We start from the raw sequence: 16,816 nt of genomic DNA, 5'->3' as shown, positions 1-16,816 counted from the left end.
CACAGCATACGAATTTTGGTTGTAGTGCGACCAACACCTTTCATCATTTCGGTGCTCAGTGCGCACACGAATTACCTTGCGCGGTTAATAATGTAGCAAAAATAACAGGCCTAATGGAAGCGGGATAAAGGCTTGAAATAAAAAAGAGCCTGCTTTAAAGCAGGCTCTTTTTGATTAGAAAAGCGTTAAAATATTTACTTTTTCGCTTTAGCAAACGCATCGGCAAACGCGTTGCCCATAGCGCTGTTTTGCGGTTGACTGTTGCGATTGCCGCCCCCCTGATTCGAACGCCCAGGCCCTTTGTTTTGTGCTTTACCTGCACGCTGGTTATTAGCGCCCTTACTTGAAGCCCCCTTACCTGTAGCGCTATGGCCACCAGCATTGTTGCTTTGACTTGGCGTATCATCTAAGCGCATGGTGAAGGAAATACGCTTGCGAGCAACGTCTACTTCAAGCACTTTAACTTTAACGATGTCGCCTGCTTTCACCACTTCACGTGGGTCAGAGATAAATTTGTTGGTAAGCGCAGAAATGTGCACCAATCCATCCTGATGTACGCCCACATCAACAAATGCGCCAAAGTTAGCCACGTTGCTAACTACGCCTTCTAAAATCATACCTGGCTTAAGGTCGTTAATGGTTTCAACGCCTTCTTTAAACGCGGCAGTTTTAAACTCAGGGCGAGGGTCACGGCCTGGCTTGTCTAACTCTTTAAGGATATCTTTTACCGTAGGAAGACCAAATTCGTCGCTGGTAAAGGTATCAGGCGATAAGCTTTTTAGTAGTTCGGTGTTACCGATAATGTCATTTACTGCAACAGCGGTGGTATCTACAATTTTATCAACCACTGGGTACGCTTCGGGGTGCACTGCCGAAGCATCAAGTGGGTTTGAGCCATTAACAATGCGCAGGAAGCCCGCCGCTTGCTCGAAGGCTTTTGGCCCTAAGCGCTCTACTTTCAATAGTGCTTTACGGTCAGGGAAGGCGCCGTTGGTGTCTCTGAAATTAACAATATTGTGGGCAAGGGTTTTGTTTAAGCCCGACACATAGCTTAACAGCGCAGGTGACGCGGTATTTAAATCAACACCCACCGCATTCACACAGTCTTCAATAACACGGTCAAGCGATTTGCCCAACTGACTTTGGCTTACGTCGTGCTGATACTGGCCTACGCCAATGGCTTTTGGCTCAATTTTAACTAATTCTGCGAGCGGGTCTTGTAGGCGTCGCGCAATGGAAACCGCACCTCGAATTGACACGTCAAGCTCTGGTAGCTCTTTTGAAGCAAGCTCAGACGCTGAATATACCGATGCGCCAGCTTCGCTAACCATAATTTTCTGTGCAGTAAGTTCGCTGTTGTTTTTAAGCATTTCGCCAACCAGTTTGTCGGTTTCACGCGNNAGCCGGTGCCGTTACCAATGCTGATCAAATCTACCTTGTATTGCTTACATAGCGTGGTAAGCGTACGCATAGATTTATCCCACTGGTTTTGCGGCGCGTGTGGGAATATGGTGTTGGTCGCAACCACTTTACCCGTGTTGTCTACTACCGCTACTTTAACGCCGGTTCTTAAACCTGGATCTAGGCCCATCGTGGTTTTTGCACCAGCAGGCGCTGCCATCAGCAGGTCGTTCAGGTTTTTAGCAAACACTTCAATGGCTTCTTCTTCGGCTNCGCTCTCGTAGCGCGCTGAAAAGCTCGGTTTCCATGTGTAGGCCAATTTTGATTTTCCACGTCCACTGCACAACTTGGGCTAAGAAATCATCCGCACCGCGGCCGCGGTGCATAATATCGTAGTGGCTCGCAATAATGTGCTCGCAGTGTGAAGGCCCTTTTTCTTCTGACTGCGGGTCGGCATCAAGCTGAATGTGAAGCATGCCTTCGTTGCGGCCTCTAAACATAGCAAGGGCGCGGTGAGAGGGTACCGTTTTATATTTTTCGCTGTGCTCAAAGTAATCTTTATATTTCGCGGCTTCTTGTTCCTTACCCGGCGCAACGGTACTTTTTACATGTGCGTTTTCGATAAGGTAGTGACGCACTTTAGCTAACAGCGACGCATCTTCTGCAAAGCGCTCCATTAAAATATAGCGGGCGCCTTCTAACGCTAGCTTAGTATCAGCAATGCTATTTTCTGCATTAACGTACTTTTGCGCTTCACTTTCAGCGTCTGTGTCTGGGTTATTGAATAAGGCGTCAGCAAGTGGCTCTAGTCCCGCTTCAATAGCAATTTGGCCCTTAGTGCGCCTGCGAGGTTTATAGGGTAAATATAAATCTTCAAGGGTGGTTTTACTGTCAGCACTACTGATACTGCTTTTTAGCTCGTCAGTCAGCTTGCCTTGTTCTTCTATTGATTTAAGAATAACGTCGCGGCGCTCTTCTAACTCACGCAGGTAGGTTAAGCGCTGATCTAGCGTTCGCAGCTGCGTATCATCAAGTCCTTGGGTGACTTCTTTTCGGTAACGGGCGATAAAAGGAACGGTAGCTCCATCATCGAGAAGTTTTACGGCGGCAGTTACTTGCGAAGGTTGAACGCTAAGTTCATCTGCAATTTTATTGATAATCATAAGTCGCTCTAAGATACTAAAAATTCGCGTTAGGCAATAGCGAATAAACGGTGTGCGAAAGGCTTACGTACACAGCGTCGGTAGTGAAAACAGAAGCGGTGAGTATATCACCGCGGTGTAGGGGAAGTCGTCTGATCATTGGGTTCTAAAGGGTAATCTAATGGCGCCTATCTCTGGTTATAGTTTGTCTGTGGCATCGTACCAAATTCGGTTTATCCACCATTCTTTGGTGCCCGTTTCGGTCTTCACAACAAACTCATCGTCTTCTTCTTTGCCAATCAATGCTCTCGCCATAGGAGAGTCGATAGAAATGTAGTCCCTGCGGCCAAAAATTTCATCATAGCCTACCAAGCGCAGCTCCATTACTTTTCCTGCCTCGTTCTCAATTTCAACCCAGGCGCCAAAAAAAACTTTTCCTTCTTGCTGTGGGTCGTAATCCACAACTTTAAGGTTTTCTAAGCACTTGCGTAGGTAGCGAACGCGGCGGTCAATTTCACGCAGCTTCTTTTTGTTGTATTGGTAGTCGGCATTCTCACTTCTATCGCCTAGGCTGGCAGCCCAGGTTACTTTGCGAGTAATCTCTGGTCGTTCTTCACGCCACAAGAAGTCCAGCTCTTGTTTCAGCTTAAGGTAGCCTTTTCGAGTGATAAGCGGTGTCTTCACAATGTCCTATACATATTCCAGCTAATTACCCCTACTTTATGTGGGTAATACCACAAAACGCAATCTTTGATACTCGGAAAAAGTGACAAAAAGGGCAGATTGAATAATTATTGAACATAAACCTTTCATGCAATGTCACAGTATAAATACTAGACAAATTATTAGGGGAAGNCGAATGCGTAACCGAATACCTGTGTTGAACCGCCGAAGGCCGGGCAATGAACCTCTTCAAATAAGTGGTACTATCATCGGTTTTATGCTGTTTTTAAGCGGTGCGTTGTTATTGCTGTACGCTCTACTTGATATTGTGGTTCGCTTAAATAGCACGATAACCGTGGTCTATCTTATTTTAGGCTGTGCCATTTACAAAGTGGGGCAGACGCTATTAAACCACTTTGCCACCTTTAAAGTGCACACAGAAAGACGCCGTGCGCCTCAGCGTTAAAACCTTTCGTTTTAAGCTTTGAGTTTTAAGGCTAAATCGTTACAAGAAAATAGGGTTCTGAGCGTGAAGTTTCGCTAATTTAGGCTAAGCTTATAAGTGTAATTCGAGGCACCAAGCATATTGAATAACCCACTTTACTATTTGGGTACGCGCGTGGTGAAAACCCACTAGCTCGTAGGGAAAAGGTAAGCAAGGATCACGCTGACTCACTAAAACAACAAAGCCGACGCTATGCGTCGGCTTTCTCTTTTCTAAAGCGGTTGCTTACTCAGCTGGTGCTTCGGCTTCAGGCTTAACCACCTCTAAAAGCTCAACGTCAAAGATTAGCGTTGAATTAGGTGTGATAGCGCCAGTAGAGCGCTGTCCATAGGCTAGTTCAGATGGAATGTGGAAGCGATATTTCGCGCCTTCTTTCATCAATTGAACACCTTCGGTCCAGCCTGCGATAACGCGGTTAAGCGGGAATTCAGCAGGCTCGCCACGCTTGTATGAAGAGTCGAACTCGGTGCCGTCTAGCAAAGTGCCACGATAGTGAACTTTTACCATGTCGGTTGCTACCGGGCTTGCGCCTTCGCCTTCTTCGAGCACTTCATATTGAAGGCCTGATTCAGTAGTAACAACACCTTCTTTCTTACCGTTTTCTTCTAGGTAAGCAATGCCTGCTTCAATGTTTTTCTCAGCAGCTTGTTCAGCCATTTCTTGCTGTTTAGCACGCAATACTTCTTCACCCTGTTGAGCAATTTGTTGAATTTGCTCAGGTGTAAATTTTAGCGTGTCGTTTAGGCCGTCTTTAAAACCTTGTTGTAGCGCGTCTTGGTCTAGCGTTAGGCCAAGTTGTTCTTGTTGTTCGGCACGGTTGCTTACGAACAGACCCATGCTTGCGCCCATGGCGTAAGCTTGTTTTTGCGTATCTGTCATTTCTTCTGCTGCAACAGCAGTTGTTTTTGCACTATCAGCGCTTGTAGAAGCGGCCTCATCAGATGTATTTGGCTGGCAAGCGAAAAGGCCTAGCGCAGCGATAGTAGATAAGGCAACGAGCGACTTCTGCATAAAAACGTCTCCATTAATTATTATCATCATGCGTCTATGTCTATACTGCTGCATCTAAGGCAGTGTGCACGATAGTTAAAGATGCGTGATCCATGCTATGTTAAACCTAGCGTTTACAAAGCGAAACCCATTTGATTATGTTTAGGCCTCAATTGTTCCATAGAATAGTGTTACTCATCGTACTTATTGGCAATTCCATGGGATGCTCTATCCCTGATACTACGCCAATACAGCAGTGGCGTCATGTAGAAGAGGGCGCATACGCGGCAGATATATCCACCGACGGCACCTTGGCCGTGGTATCTGGCGTAAATAACGGGGTGAATGTATGGCGAATAGGGCAAAGCGAACCGCTTTACCACTGGAGTCATCAAGGGGAAGGCAATAACTTAGTTATGTCGGTGCACATTAGTGCAGACAAGCGTTATGTAGTGACTGCCGACCGTGAAGCGTTTGCTCTGTGGAGCTTAGAAACCGGCGAGCCTGAAGGTTTTTGGCGTATTGATGAATCGTCTATTCGCGACGTAGTGGTTACCAATAACGGCAACGGCATTTTGGTGGCCCGCTCAAATGGTAAAGTGATGTACTTTGAACCTCGCACCTCTCGTCGGCTTGAATTCTTTGGCCATCAAGAAAAAGTCAATTCAATCGACATTTCACCTAACGGAAAGTTTGCCCTTACTGGTGGGAATGACTACATCGCTTATTTATGGAGTACCGATACTGGGCAGATTATACATACTTTTACTCACCCTACTCGCGTGACGAAAGTTGCGCTAGACGACGAAGGGCGCTTTGCCTTTACCGCGGATAGTCAAAGTAAGTCGCAAGTATGGAATGTGCAAACCGGGCAGCCCGTTACCTCGCTAAAATTCGCCTCACGACAAAAGATTTTCACCGATGTGGAGTTTTCAAAAGACGGTCAATTTTTGCTTACAGGGTCGCCAGCAAGGAAGGTGTACTTATGGGATTTGCAAAGCGGTGAGCAGGTGCAGTCTATACAAGTTGCTTCAAGAGAGTCTATTTCACCACCTACCGCAGTTGTTTATGGCGTCGCCTTCCTTCCCAATGATAATATAGTATCTATTAGCAGTAGTGGTCTTGCCGAAGAATGGCAACGAGAGAGATAGAGAGTTTACATGACAGATAAAAGCGCTGAGCAGCTACAACAGCAAATAGATAGCGCCAATAGCTATATTGAAGAGTTACAGATGAAAGTAGCTTTTCAAGAGCACACTATCGAGGCACTTAATGAAGCGCTGGCTTCACAACAAAAGCAGCTTGATGACTTAGCGTTTAAAGTAAGTCACGTAATAGACCGTGTTAAAAGTATAGAGCCTTCTAATATTGCTAAACAGTCGGAAGAAACCCCGCCCCCGCACTATTAATTTAAGAGAGTAAGCTATGAGCGATTTTGATATGGATGCATTCGACAGCATCGATTTTGACTCAGTGGAGCAGTCAGTAGCAGAGAAGCAGGCTGAAAAAGACAAGCAGGAAAGCCAAGAAATTGAAGGCATGCGCGACGGTGCCAACGATTGTGGTGATAGCTGTACCATATAGTACCATCTAAAGCGGTTAGGGCTCTTGCAGAGGCCTAACCGATGAAATTCCCCTCAGCGTTTTTAATTGGACCCCTTAGGGTTTTCCAATCTGTCTAACTCCAGTCTGTCGAGTTCTACGCTTTCCTCCACATCGCCTTTAAACGCTTTAATAAATGCGTTTTTCAATATTGCTGTAAATGCGTCCCATGTTTGCGTATCCGGGTTTGATAGGTCGCCTTCAATAGGAATGCGTGTAGCAATCTGATCTTCACTTTGATTTTCAAAAAGCTCTGTGACAAACGCGGAAATGGCTTCGATACTGCCTTCAATAAAACCGTCGCCGTCACGTTCAATATCGCCTTTCCAAGAAAACACTTCCACATTATGCAAAATGGGTTTGATATAGCCTTTTACTTTCCCCTCGTTAGACGCCACTTCGGCTGCAAGGGTAAGGGTCCCTGCTTCTAAATCAAAGGGCGCATAGGTATCAAGCAGGTTTTTAAAGTTCACCAGCCCAACATTGTCAGCTTGTATATCTAGGTCAAACGTAGGCGCTTCTGTCGCCGGGTTAAGCTTGGCGTTTAAGGAAATTGTACCTTGCTCTGCCGTTTGTCCCTTGGCTTTGGCCGTTGCTACACGGGTGTCTGATAAGTCATCGCTATTGACCAAGTTGTTCACTTCAAGCTGAATGTCGTGCAGCGCAATGTCGATAGCCGGAGAGGTATCGGGATTGTGAAAGGCAATTTTTCCTTGGTTAATGGTCAATTTGNTCTATCCGCAGCGGAAACAGTTGATCGGCGATAGACAGCCAATTCTCGTTTTTACCCGACTGGCTTTTTTCTTCCGAGTTTCCGTCTACAAAATTAATTTCGGGGGAGTTAACAACCACTCTACCTACCGCAGCGCCTTTAAAAAGCTGTGACCACGACAGCGTAAATTCCACATAGTCTGCTTTAAACAAGGGCTTGTCTATTTGCCCGTTTGCCTTATAAAGCAAAACATACTCTAAGCTGTAGGCGCCTCGCCACAACATCAAATCTACGTCGCCCACTCGGCCGTCGTATTGCTTCGATTGGCTTAGTGTGGTGTTAATGTATGTGGCTGCGGCATATGGAAGATATAACCTAAACGCAATGAGCATGAGCAATAACCCTGCTACCACATAACAAAACCGTTTTTTAGCATGCTTCATATTTCACTCCTTAGGGGCTAAGGATACAAAAACTATACCTGTGCCACTTTTACATGATGAAAAGCGGCAGGCTAAGGGTTGGCGTGGTCTTAAGAGGAACGGCTATACGCTCATATCGGCAAGGGTTAAGCGGTATAGCACTAAATAAACGTAAATTTTACCTAGCGGTGAGTAGGAATGTTAGTGAGGCTTGAAAATACCAATAACGTTTTCGTTTGAACGGGTGGCTGCACTTACTTTTTCATCGGTTTGCGCTTCGTTATAGCCGCACGCCACACACTCAAGCTTCTCTACATTATTTTCGAAGTATAGCGAAATGGTATCTAGCTCTTGGCATTTAGGGCAGGTAGCTCCGGCCACAAACCGGCGTTTTACACGTTTTGACATACATACACCTTTGATGAATTTCGCCAATATTATACCTTGAAATGCTGCCTGTTGATCAGCTTTTGCCTTAAGTTTTTGATATTATACGCGGCCAAGTTTGTTCCATCACAGGTTGCTTATGATAAAGCTTTCAAACGTATCCCTACTACGCGGTCGTAAAATGCTGCTAGAAGAGGCGTCGGCACAGGTGTTTCCAGGCCATAAAGTGGCGCTAATTGGCAGTAATGGCTGCGGGAAATCTACACTTTTCGCACTGTTACGTAGCGAGCTGAGTGTGGATGCGGGCGACTGTAGCGTACCCAGTGATTGGCGCATAGTAAGCGTGGCGCAGGAAACCCCCGCAACGACGCGTACGGCCATCGACTATGTGGTGGACGGTGATAAACATTTACGTGACTTACAGGCCCAGTTAGAAGCCGCTGAAGAGAGTGGTGATGGTGTGAAAATAGGCCAAATTCATGGGCAGCTCGAACAAGCTGGGGCTTATGATGTGGAAGCCCGCGCAGCGACCATCCTTTCAGGCCTCGGGTTCACTAATGCGCAGCTGAACGCACCGGTGAGTGACTTTTCCGGTGGCTGGCGTATGCGATTAAACCTCGCCCAAGCGCTGCTTTGTCCGTCTGACTTACTGCTGCTGGATGAGCCTACTAACCACTTAGATTTAGACGCCGTAATATGGCTTGNAAAAATGGCTGCAGCGATATGCTGGCACGTTGCTGTTGATATCACACGATAAGGCATTTATCGACAACACAGTGGCGCAAATTATCAGTGTTGAACAACAAAAGCTCGTTACTTATACCGGTAACTACTCGTCTTTTGAAACCCAGCGCGCCGAGCGTATACGTCTGCAAAACATTGAATATGAAAAGCAGCAGCAAAAGGTTGCGCACCTCAACTCTTTTATTACGCGGTTTAAAGCCAAAGCGAGTAAAGCGAAGCAAGCGCAAAGCCGAATTAAACAGTTAGAAAAAATGGAAACGCTATTGCCTGCCCATATGGCAAGCCCGTTTAGTTTTTCATTCGCGCCGCCCACCGCGCTTCCGAACCCGTTAGTTCAAATGGAAAAAATTCAGCTGGGTTACGATGAGCATATTGTGTTGCAGCAGGTAAAGCTTAACTTGGTGCCGGGTAGCCGAATTGGACTTTTAGGGCGCAACGGGCAAGGTAAGTCTACATTGATCAAACTGCTTGCTGGCGTGCATGCGCCTAAGCAAGGTGTTTTTAATACGGCAAAAGGCCTAAAAATTGGCTACTTTGCCCAGCATCAGTTGGAAACGCTAGATGCCAATGCCACGCCCCTTTTGCATTTGCAGCGCATCGACGAGAAAGCTACAGAACAACAGCTTCGCGATTACCTCGGCGGGTTTGGTTTCAATGGTGACGAGGCCTTAGCGCCTGTAGCCCCCATGTCGGGTGGAGAAAAAGCCCGGTTGGTGCTGGCGTTAATTGTTTATCAAAAGCCTAACTTGTTGCTACTCGATGAACCCACTAACCATTTAGATTTAGAAATGCGTCATGCCCTTAATATCGCGCTGCAGGGCTTTGAAGGCGCCATGGTCCTTGTGTCGCACGACCGCTTCCTATTGTCATCGGTGTGCGAAGATTTTTATCTTGTTGATAGCAAAGAGGTTGAACCCTTCAAGGGCGACTTAGACGATTATCGCGACTGGATCTTAAAGCAGCAAGCCGCAGAAAAGGCGAAAGCCAATAGCGACGCCAAGGACGAAGCACAGCAAGCCTCTGGTGAGCCGAGTAAGCCAGAACGTAAAGTAGACCGTAAAGAAGAAAAACGCCGTGAAGCTGAGTTCAGGCAAACGGTAGCACCTTTCAAAAAAGCCATCGACAAACACGAAAAGGCCATGGAAAAGTGCAGTGCACAACTTGCAGACGTAGAAGAAGCGCTGGCAGATACCACGCTTTATAGCGACGATAAAAAAGCCGAACTAATGGCCTTGCTCGACAAGCAAACCCAGCTTAAACAGCAGCTTGAAGAAGAAGAGATGGCGTGGCTGGATGCGCAAGAGCAAATTGAGCTAAAACGAGAAGAGTACGACAATGCAACCGCTTAATCTTGAGACCAGTGCTTTCTGGGCGTACAGCGTTTCTCGCTATACCAAAGGGGACATGGCGCCGCTTGCTATTTTGCTGCAAGACAATCACAAGGTGAATGTTAACGTTCTCTTGCTGATATGTTGGTGCTTAGAGAACAATACCATTATAAACTTGCCTCAGCTTAAGGCGGTTATCGAGGCCGCGGCCCCGACAGATTCAACATTGCAAGCCCATAGAGCCAAACGAAAAGCCGCACACCCTGATAACGGGGGGGATAGAACCGTTTATGATGCGCTAAAAGAAGAAGAGCTTGAACTTGAACGAGCGCAGCAGCGCGACATCGTTACATCGTTTAACGGGCAATCGGTAACATATTTAGGGCAGGCGCAGCTATCTTCTTCAAATATATTTAACGCATCTATCGCAGCGTTAATTAATGCCTACTCGCTTCGCGACAATAGCGAGGCTCGACGTTTGGTGAGCCTTGTGATCAAACAACTATCGTAAAACAAAATAAGAAATAACAATGAGTAAATCAGCGCTATCGCATGGAAAAATAATAAAAAGCAGCTTTAAGGTGCCGGGATGGGCGAAAAACCGTCACATCCAGACTATTTGGCCGCGTTTTATTCAAAAGCGTTTACCTTTGTCTTACGACATGGAGCGCTTAACGTTACCCGATGACGACTTTGTAGACGTCGCTTGGGGCCCCAAACCGCAAGAAACCTCAGGCATAGTCGTGATGTTTCATGGCCTAGAGGGCAGCATTAAGTCTCATTATGCTAACGATATGATGGCGCAGCTCTCTGTGAATGGCTGGCAGGTGGTAATGATGCATTACCGTGGCTGTAGCGGTGTACCAAATTTGAAAGCACGGGCCTATCACAGCGGTGAAACCGAAGATCCCAGTTATTTCTTGGCGTGGTTGCACGATAAGTTTCCACGTATTCCTAAAGTCGCCATTGGATTTTCCCTAGGCGGTAATATGCTGCTGAAATTACTTGGTGAAAACCCAGCTCAAAAATGGCTAAAAGCGGCCGTGGCCATCTCCTCTCCGCTAAAACTGTCTGAATGCGCTAAATCGATAAACCAAGGCTTTTCTAGGGTTTATCAAAAGTATCTGCTTACTAGCATGAAAAACACATTACTTAAGAAGATGGAGTACATTGACTATCGCAAGCTCATTCAGTTAACGAAAAGCGATGTGCATGAGATAACCAGTTTTACGCAGTTTGACGAGAAGATAACCGCGCCACTGCACGGTTTCGCAGACGCTCAAGATTACTATGAAAAATGCAGTGCTTATCATTTTTTAAGCGCAATTCACTGCCCTACGTTAGTCCTGCACAGTATCGACGACCCCTTTATGAACCACCTAATTGTGCCTCAAGAAGAAGAGCTTGCGCGTAATGTGACGGTAGAGCTTAGCGAGCGAGGTGGTCACGTAGGGTTCATGCAGGGCTCTGTATTAAATCCCAAGGTTTGGCTGCATGACCGCGTGAAACGCTTTGTTAGTGAAGCCCTGCCGGTGAATACCACCTGTGGCTATCTAAACCGATAAATACCACATAGTGTAAACACGATAAACGCAACATACTTTCAGGAGCCTGAATGATAATTCCAATAGATGCGCTAGAAGCCGATACACTTTACAGTTTGGCAGAAGCGTTTGTGCTGCGCGAAGGCACCGACTATGGCGAACAAGAGGTTGCCCTAGAGGTGAAGGTGCAGCAAGTGTTAGAGAGATTGAAGCAAGGTGACGCGGTTTTGGTGTATTCAGAACTTCATGAAAGCGTGGATATTAAGCGAAAGGAAGATATTCAGCCTAGTGACGAAACAGAATAGATACCAAAAAAGCCGGGTCGAGCAACCCGGCANACCTACCTGAGGAGAGGGAGGCTTAAAACGCGTATCGTGCAGTAACCTGCATAATGTCTAGGTCATCAATCACTCTGTAGTTAGCTCCCACAGCCCATTGCGGCGTAATGTAATAATTTGCACCTACTCTAAATGATGCTTCTCCATCATCTACGTCGTAGTAACCCACTTCACCGGCTAGCTCAACTTGCTCTGTAATCATTGAGCGTAGGCCAGCATTAATGCTATAGCCCGTTTCGTCATTTACGTCACCGTCTATACGCTCTAGGTTAGCACCAAAGTAGGCGTCAGTTGTTGCGTTTACGGGTAAACGATAGCCAGCACCTAGCGTAAGCATGTCGAAGTCAAAGTTACCTTCTTCGAAAAAACTGTACTCACCGTTTAGGTACCAGTTGCTGTTTAAAAGATATTTACCATTAACCGTTAGGCCGTCTGGCTCAAAAGACTCGTTGTTGTCAAAGTCCATTTTGGTGTAACCACCTTCTACGTAACGCCAGTCAGGCTTGTCAGCCATTGCTGAAAGAGGAAGTGTTGCTGCAGCAAGTGCTGCCGTGATAAGTGTGATTGTTTTACGCATGTGATAACTCCTTAATGTGTTCAGCTACTTGCTTCTACTTACGCAATACCCATGTGTCATAGAGTAAGCGCAAATAACGTGCTGCTAACAAGTCACTGTGTTGATGGCATAACAATGCTTCACGCCACCGTTTCTATTTCCGTAAAGAAATCGTGTCCGATTTAATTATCAACATGGTGAGTAGCAAGGCCTTTGCCAACACCGATAATGCGTGCTGTTACCAGCCGGTAAATTTCCTATATGTCATTAATAAATATGCGTAATTTTCACTTCGCTTAAATAATGTCACAACGTTGAATTCATGATATGTCGCATCTTTTTTATACTGCGAGGAAAAGTTGGCACGTCTAGGTGTCGCTAAAAACCAACAATTAACCTTTTGTCTAACCCTCTCGACATATTTACAAAACAAGGTTACCCGCTGTAACTCAATTAAATTAGAAGTAAATCATTGTAAGTATTGTGAAAAATATAAAGTAACGCAGCGCTTCTTCGTATTGGAACGGCTTTTGCTGAAGTGCTTATGCGTTGTCCAATTTTCACTCCTACCGTTTTGACAGGGCGTTTGCTTCACAACGATAGGGTGAATAAGAAAGGAGTAGAGCACCTTTCCTCGTGTGGTTTGAATCACGAACGCTTTGGTAAAGTCTTTTAATTTGATTACTTACGCTAATTTTTTTCGATAACTCGGATAGCAAGCCAAAGCCACATAGCCACCTGGACAACCATTGTTTTCATAAGGAGAGGACGGATGGCTAAGCCAGTTTTTATTTTTAATAAAGTTTCAAAAAAGAGTGCGAGTAAGCCCCGACAGCTAGGGTTGTCACGCATTCTTTTGGCGATGACCAGCGTTATCGCGTTAGTGACATTTCATCAGGCAGGGGCTGTTGAGGTTAATGAAGACAATCAGCCACAGAAAACATCGCCAATTTTACAATCTATTATTGATGCGGCTCNGTCAATCAGCCACTCAGAGCTATGAGCAAGACGATCATGGGCTAAACAGCAAGTTAAAAGAAATTGACTACACAACGTATCGTTCTATTCGCTTTAAACCCGAACAAAGTCTTTGGCACGGTGAAAACGACTATGAGCTGCAATTTTTCCACCCAGGGTTTCTGTACGAATACCCAGTTACCATTCATACGATAGGCGAAAGTAATAAACCTGAGCGCCTTGCGTTTAACAGTGAGATGTTTAACTACGATGGTTCAGCATCAGCGTTGGCAGGGTTGACCGATGATAAGTCGGGCTTTGCGGGTTTTCGCGTTCACTACCCACTTAAAAATGAAGAGTATAAAGACGAGTTTGCTGTATTTTTAGGTGCTTCTTATTTTCGCCTTGTTGGTAAAAATCAGGTATATGGCATATCGGCCCGCGGGCTGGCTATCGATACGGCACTCGCGAAAGGGGAAGAGTTTCCTCACTTTACCGAGTTTTGGATTATCGAGCCTGGCGAAGGCAAACCTATTACTATTTACGCGCGCTTAGAAAGTCCGTCGGTAGCCGGCGCTTATAAGTTTGTCATTCAGCCCGACATCGATACCAGTGTTAAAGTGGAAAGCTGGTTGTTCGCACGAGATGATGTGAGCAAGCTAGGCATCGCGCCGTTCACCAGTATGTTCCTGTACGGTGAAAATACAGAGAAGCGCCACGACGATTATCGTCCGGAAGTTCACGACAGCGATGGCGTACTTATGGTTACCCACGCGGGTGAAGAGATTTGGCGCCCCCTTACAAATCCAGCTCGCCTTCAAGTGACCTCGCTTAGCGATACGCACCCCAAAGGTTTCGGTATGCTGCAGCGCGATGGTGAGTGGGATAACTACTTAGATGCAGAAGCTAACTATCACATACGTCCAGGTCTTTGGGTTACCCCCCAAGAAGGTTTTGAAAAAGGTCGTCTTGAAGTCGTCGAGATACCTACAAAATCTGAGATTCACGACAACATTGTGGCGTTCTGGACGCCTGAAAAGCCCTTTAATTCCGGTGAGTCGCTGTACTTTTCCTACGATCTTAAAACCGTTGAGCAAAACCCATTCGTTAGCGAACTGGCGTCAGTAGTGCGCACTCGCCAAGGTAAAGCGGTACTGCCAGGTGACGAATTTAAAGACGACAGTTTGAATAATACCCGTCAGTTTAGTGTGGATTTCAGCGCACCGCAGTCTCTTAGTTTTGATGAAAAATCTATGAAACTAGTGGTTCAAGGCGCTAATGGCGCAATCTCTAAGCAGCGCCTTTACCCCGTAGCCGATGGACAGGAATGGCGCGCTACTTTCTTTGTTAAACCGAACGAGAAGCAAACGGTTGATATGCGCGCTTATATCGAGCAAGACGGGCAACGTGTCAGTGAGGTGTGGAATTATGTCTATCAACCAAACTAAGCGCACAGATACAGCATTATCTAACGGGGCTAAAGCCGTGCCTCAGGTTAAAAGCGACACCGCAAAACGCGGGTCACATTTCATATTAAAAGGAGAGCATATGCGTTTGTTTATCATGGCAATGCTAGTGATTCCAAGCACGGCGCTGGCCGGTTGGAGTTTATACGAAATATTTTTACCTAACGGCCTCACCAATTTAGAAATTGCACAGCTAGGGCTGGGGTTAACCCTGTTTGCTTGGTTATGTATGGCGTTTTGGACGGGGATTATTGGATTCTTCTTACAGCTTTTCAACATTGACCCGTTAAGCTTGCGCCGAATTCAAGCCCAGCCAGATTCCGCTACACCACTTGGGCAAAAGCACGCCGTAGTAATGCCGGTATACAACGAAGATACTCGTCGCATTATGGTGGGTTTTGAAGCATGTATTCGCGAACTGATGGATAGCGACAATAGCGCGCAGTTTGATTTTTATATGCTAAGCGACACCCGTGATATGGCGAAAGCGGATGCAGAGCTTCGTGCCTTCACACGTTTGAAAAAACGTCTTGGTGGGTATTCAAGCCAGGTGTTTTATCGCAGGCGAGAAAAGAACCTGCATAGAAAAGTAGGCAATCTTAAAGAATTTTGCGAGCGCTGGGGTGCTAACTATGAGTCGATGATTGTATTAGACGCCGATAGCGTAATGACGGGGGAGCGTATGCAGGACCTTGCTCGTCGTATTGAGCAAAATCCGGATACGGCGCTTGTTCAAACTATTCCTATGCCGGTACGTCAAAATACCTTCTTCGGGCGCTTTGTGCAGTTCGCGGCGCACTTATATAGCCCTATGTTAGCCACTGGGTTGTCATTTTGGCAAACCGACAGTGCTAACTATTGGGGGCACAATGCCATTATACGTATAGCGCCATTTATGCAGCATTGTGGGCTTCCTACTCTTGAAGGTCGCGCTCCCTTTGGCGGCGAAATTCTAAGCCACGACTTTGTCGAGGCGGCGCTATTGCGCCGAGCAGGCTGGCAAGCTTACTTGCTCACCGACACCACGGGCAGTTATGAAGAAGTGCCAAGCAATATTGTCGACTACGCCATCCGCGACCGCCGTTGGGTGCAGGGCAATATTCAGCACCTAGGGTTGTTAAACGTGAAAGGCTTGAAAATGGCCAACCGACTGCATTTTTTGTTTGGTGCCTTTGCCTACATTTCTTCGCTTATATTGTTTTGTATGCTGGCGTTAGGCACGGCAGATGCGCTTATTCGCGCTACGTCGGTACCGGAATTCTTCGTGTCTGAATACCAATTATTCCCTAGCTGGCAGGTGGCACGCCAAGATATGATGATGGTGACCATGTGGGGCACGGCGGCCTTATTATTCCTACCTAAACTTCTGGGTATTGCTCTTGCGCTCATGAAGCGTCGCAGCGAGTTTGGCGGCGCGTGGGCGCTGATAAAAGGCGCAGCATTAGAGCTAACAATGGCTGTGCTCATTGCGCCGCTGATGATGTTTTATCACAGCTACTTTGTTATTAGTGTATTCGTCGGTCATTCAGTTAAATGGGAAGCACAAGAACGGGAAGGTCGCAAAGTACCTTGGACGGTAGCTATCAAGCACACGCAGATAATGAGTTGTCTAGCAGTGGCGTGGGGCGTAACCACGTTTTATTTCACGCCATCGCTATTTATGTGGCTGCTGCCAGTATTGGTAGGCATGGTGTTAGCAGCCCCGGTTATTCGTTTAACCAGTAGCGATAAGCTCGGCTTAGCAATGCGTCGGTGGGGTGTGTTTGTTATCGACCAAGAGGTAAAGGAATGCAAAGCCCTGAAGCGTTTACGTGTGGCCATGGATTACTTTGCTATTTCACAGCATAACGCTGAAGTTCCTGCTTTACCGGAAAATACATGGCAGAACATGCCGGTACAGACGCTCAGTGAAAAGCCCTTGCCTATGCGTTACAGGCTTTCTAATAACACCCAATAGGTTGATTTTGTTTCGAGAATTAAAAAACCGCACATAAAGTGCGGTTTTTTGTACCTTTACGAAATAAGAGGTCAGTTGCGCATTAGCACGAGGTGTTCAAGC

The 16,816-nt window shown here is 46.4% G+C and carries 14 protein-coding genes and 2 pseudogenes; 10 read left to right on the top strand and 6 right to left on the bottom strand.

Going from position 1 to position 16,816, the window contains the following annotated elements; genetic code table 11:
* Positions 1-194: 194 nt before the first annotated feature.
* Together MADE_RS19375 and greB are read right to left on the bottom strand one after the other, a co-directional pair.
* A pseudogene (locus tag MADE_RS19375) lies at positions 195-2,564 on the bottom strand (Tex family protein).
* A 177-nt stretch (positions 2,565-2,741) separates the two neighbouring features.
* A complete protein-coding gene (greB, locus tag MADE_RS19370; protein ID WP_012520159.1) occupies positions 2,742-3,227 on the bottom strand; it encodes a transcription elongation factor GreB in 486 nt (161 codons plus the stop codon).
* Positions 3,228-3,402: 175 nt separating this feature from the next.
* Here greB and MADE_RS19365 point away from each other — a divergent pair, with 175 nt between their 5' ends.
* Positions 3,403-3,672, top strand: coding sequence for a hypothetical protein (locus MADE_RS19365; RefSeq protein WP_015068477.1), 270 nt, complete (start codon positions 3,403-3,405; stop codon positions 3,670-3,672).
* Between the two features lie 264 nt (positions 3,673-3,936).
* Here MADE_RS19365 and fkpA read toward each other — a convergent pair whose 3' ends face one another.
* Positions 3,937-4,722 carry an FKBP-type peptidyl-prolyl cis-trans isomerase gene (fkpA, locus tag MADE_RS19360; protein WP_012520157.1) on the bottom strand — a complete coding sequence of 262 codons (786 nt, stop codon included), beginning with the start codon at positions 4,720-4,722 and terminating at the stop codon, positions 3,937-3,939.
* 197 nt (positions 4,723-4,919) lie between these two features.
* Here fkpA and MADE_RS19355 point away from each other — a divergent pair, with 197 nt between their 5' ends.
* The 3 genes from MADE_RS19355 to MADE_RS20750 are packed head-to-tail and all read left to right on the top strand — an operon-like array spanning position 4,920 to position 6,285.
* Entirely contained in the window at positions 4,920-5,852 is a 933-nt protein-coding gene (locus MADE_RS19355) for a WD40 repeat domain-containing protein (RefSeq protein ID WP_012520156.1), read from the top strand.
* Between the two features lie 9 nt (positions 5,853-5,861).
* Positions 5,862-6,110: a SlyX family protein gene (locus MADE_RS19350; RefSeq protein WP_012520155.1), complete on the top strand. Its 249-nt coding sequence runs from the start codon at positions 5,862-5,864 to the stop codon at positions 6,108-6,110.
* Between the two features lie 16 nt (positions 6,111-6,126).
* Positions 6,127-6,285: a hypothetical protein gene (locus MADE_RS20750; RefSeq protein WP_012520154.1), complete on the top strand. Its 159-nt coding sequence runs from the start codon at positions 6,127-6,129 to the stop codon at positions 6,283-6,285.
* A 62-nt stretch (positions 6,286-6,347) separates the two neighbouring features.
* On the opposite strand, the gene MADE_RS21250 is transcribed toward MADE_RS20750, so the two are convergent.
* Both MADE_RS21250 and MADE_RS19340 read right to left on the bottom strand, forming a co-directional pair.
* Positions 6,348-7,031, bottom strand: coding sequence for a DUF748 domain-containing protein (locus tag MADE_RS21250; RefSeq protein WP_232363085.1), 684 nt, complete (start codon positions 7,029-7,031; stop codon positions 6,348-6,350).
* A gap of 607 nt (positions 7,032-7,638) precedes the next feature.
* The gene (locus tag MADE_RS19340) at positions 7,639-7,845 is read right to left on the bottom strand and encodes a YheV family putative zinc ribbon protein (protein WP_012520152.1); all 207 of its coding nucleotides are present in this window, start codon (positions 7,843-7,845) and stop codon (positions 7,639-7,641) included.
* Positions 7,846-7,963: 118 nt separating this feature from the next.
* On the opposite strand from MADE_RS19340, the pseudogene MADE_RS19335 reads away from it, so the two are divergent.
* The 4 genes and pseudogenes from MADE_RS19335 to MADE_RS19320 all read left to right on the top strand — a co-directional run bounded on the left by MADE_RS19335 (position 7,964) and on the right by MADE_RS19320 (position 11,745).
* Positions 7,964-9,917, top strand: a pseudogene (locus tag MADE_RS19335) (ATP-binding cassette domain-containing protein).
* Positions 9,904-10,407, top strand: coding sequence for a TIGR02444 family protein (locus MADE_RS19330; RefSeq protein ID WP_012520150.1), 504 nt, complete (start codon positions 9,904-9,906; stop codon positions 10,405-10,407). The pseudogene MADE_RS19335 and the gene MADE_RS19330 overlap by 14 nt, the downstream one beginning before the upstream one ends.
* 19 nt (positions 10,408-10,426) lie before the next feature.
* Positions 10,427-11,461: a hydrolase gene (locus MADE_RS19325; RefSeq protein ID WP_012520149.1), complete on the top strand. Its 1,035-nt coding sequence runs from the start codon at positions 10,427-10,429 to the stop codon at positions 11,459-11,461.
* A gap of 50 nt (positions 11,462-11,511) precedes the next feature.
* Positions 11,512-11,745, top strand: a complete 234-nt coding sequence (locus tag MADE_RS19320) for a YheU family protein (protein WP_012520148.1) — start codon at positions 11,512-11,514, stop codon at positions 11,743-11,745.
* Positions 11,746-11,800: 55 nt separating this feature from the next.
* Here the strand turns inward: MADE_RS19320 and MADE_RS19315 are convergent, their stop codons facing one another.
* The gene (locus MADE_RS19315; RefSeq protein WP_012520147.1) at positions 11,801-12,355 is read right to left on the bottom strand and encodes an outer membrane beta-barrel protein; all 555 of its coding nucleotides are present in this window, start codon (positions 12,353-12,355) and stop codon (positions 11,801-11,803) included.
* An 896-nt stretch (positions 12,356-13,251) separates the two neighbouring features.
* On the opposite strand from MADE_RS19315, the gene MADE_RS19305 reads away from it, so the two are divergent.
* Entirely contained in the window at positions 13,252-14,739 is a 1,488-nt protein-coding gene (locus tag MADE_RS19305; protein WP_470207097.1) for a glucan biosynthesis protein G, read from the top strand.
* A complete protein-coding gene (gene mdoH / locus MADE_RS19300) occupies positions 14,720-16,714 on the top strand; it encodes a glucans biosynthesis glucosyltransferase MdoH (RefSeq protein ID WP_012520145.1) in 1,995 nt (664 codons plus the stop codon). Before MADE_RS19305 ends, mdoH begins: the two co-directional genes overlap by 20 nt.
* Positions 16,715-16,816: the final 102 nt, after the last annotated feature.

The organism is Alteromonas mediterranea DE (assembly GCF_000020585.3).
Taxonomy (GTDB): domain Bacteria; phylum Pseudomonadota; class Gammaproteobacteria; order Enterobacterales; family Alteromonadaceae; genus Alteromonas; species Alteromonas mediterranea.
The sequence above is the reverse complement of the archived record's forward strand: the minus strand, read 5'-3'. Positions and strand labels throughout refer to the sequence as shown.

What these genes read in the sequence shown, in the direction of transcription:
- MADE_RS19320 (WP_012520148.1), top strand. Translation starts at nt 11,512, where the DNA reads ATGATAATTCCAATAGATGCGCTAGAAGCCGATACACTTTACAGTTTG.
- MADE_RS19340 (WP_012520152.1), bottom strand. Translation starts at nt 7,845, where the DNA reads ATGTCAAAACGTGTAAAACGCCGGTTTGTGGCCGGAGCTACCTGCCCT.
- mdoH (WP_012520145.1), top strand. Translation starts at nt 14,720, where the DNA reads ATGTCTATCAACCAAACTAAGCGCACAGATACAGCATTATCTAACGGG.
- MADE_RS19350 (WP_012520155.1), top strand. Translation starts at nt 5,862, where the DNA reads ATGACAGATAAAAGCGCTGAGCAGCTACAACAGCAAATAGATAGCGCC.
- MADE_RS19325 (WP_012520149.1), top strand. Translation starts at nt 10,427, where the DNA reads ATGAGTAAATCAGCGCTATCGCATGGAAAAATAATAAAAAGCAGCTTT.
- MADE_RS19355 (WP_012520156.1), top strand. Translation starts at nt 4,920, where the DNA reads ATGGGATGCTCTATCCCTGATACTACGCCAATACAGCAGTGGCGTCAT.
- MADE_RS19330 (WP_012520150.1), top strand. Translation starts at nt 9,904, where the DNA reads ATGCAACCGCTTAATCTTGAGACCAGTGCTTTCTGGGCGTACAGCGTT.
- MADE_RS20750 (WP_012520154.1), top strand. Translation starts at nt 6,127, where the DNA reads ATGAGCGATTTTGATATGGATGCATTCGACAGCATCGATTTTGACTCA.
- fkpA (WP_012520157.1), bottom strand. Translation starts at nt 4,722, where the DNA reads ATGCAGAAGTCGCTCGTTGCCTTATCTACTATCGCTGCGCTAGGCCTT.
- MADE_RS19365 (WP_015068477.1), top strand. Translation starts at nt 3,403, where the DNA reads ATGCGTAACCGAATACCTGTGTTGAACCGCCGAAGGCCGGGCAATGAA.
- MADE_RS19315 (WP_012520147.1), bottom strand. Translation starts at nt 12,355, where the DNA reads ATGCGTAAAACAATCACACTTATCACGGCAGCACTTGCTGCAGCAACA.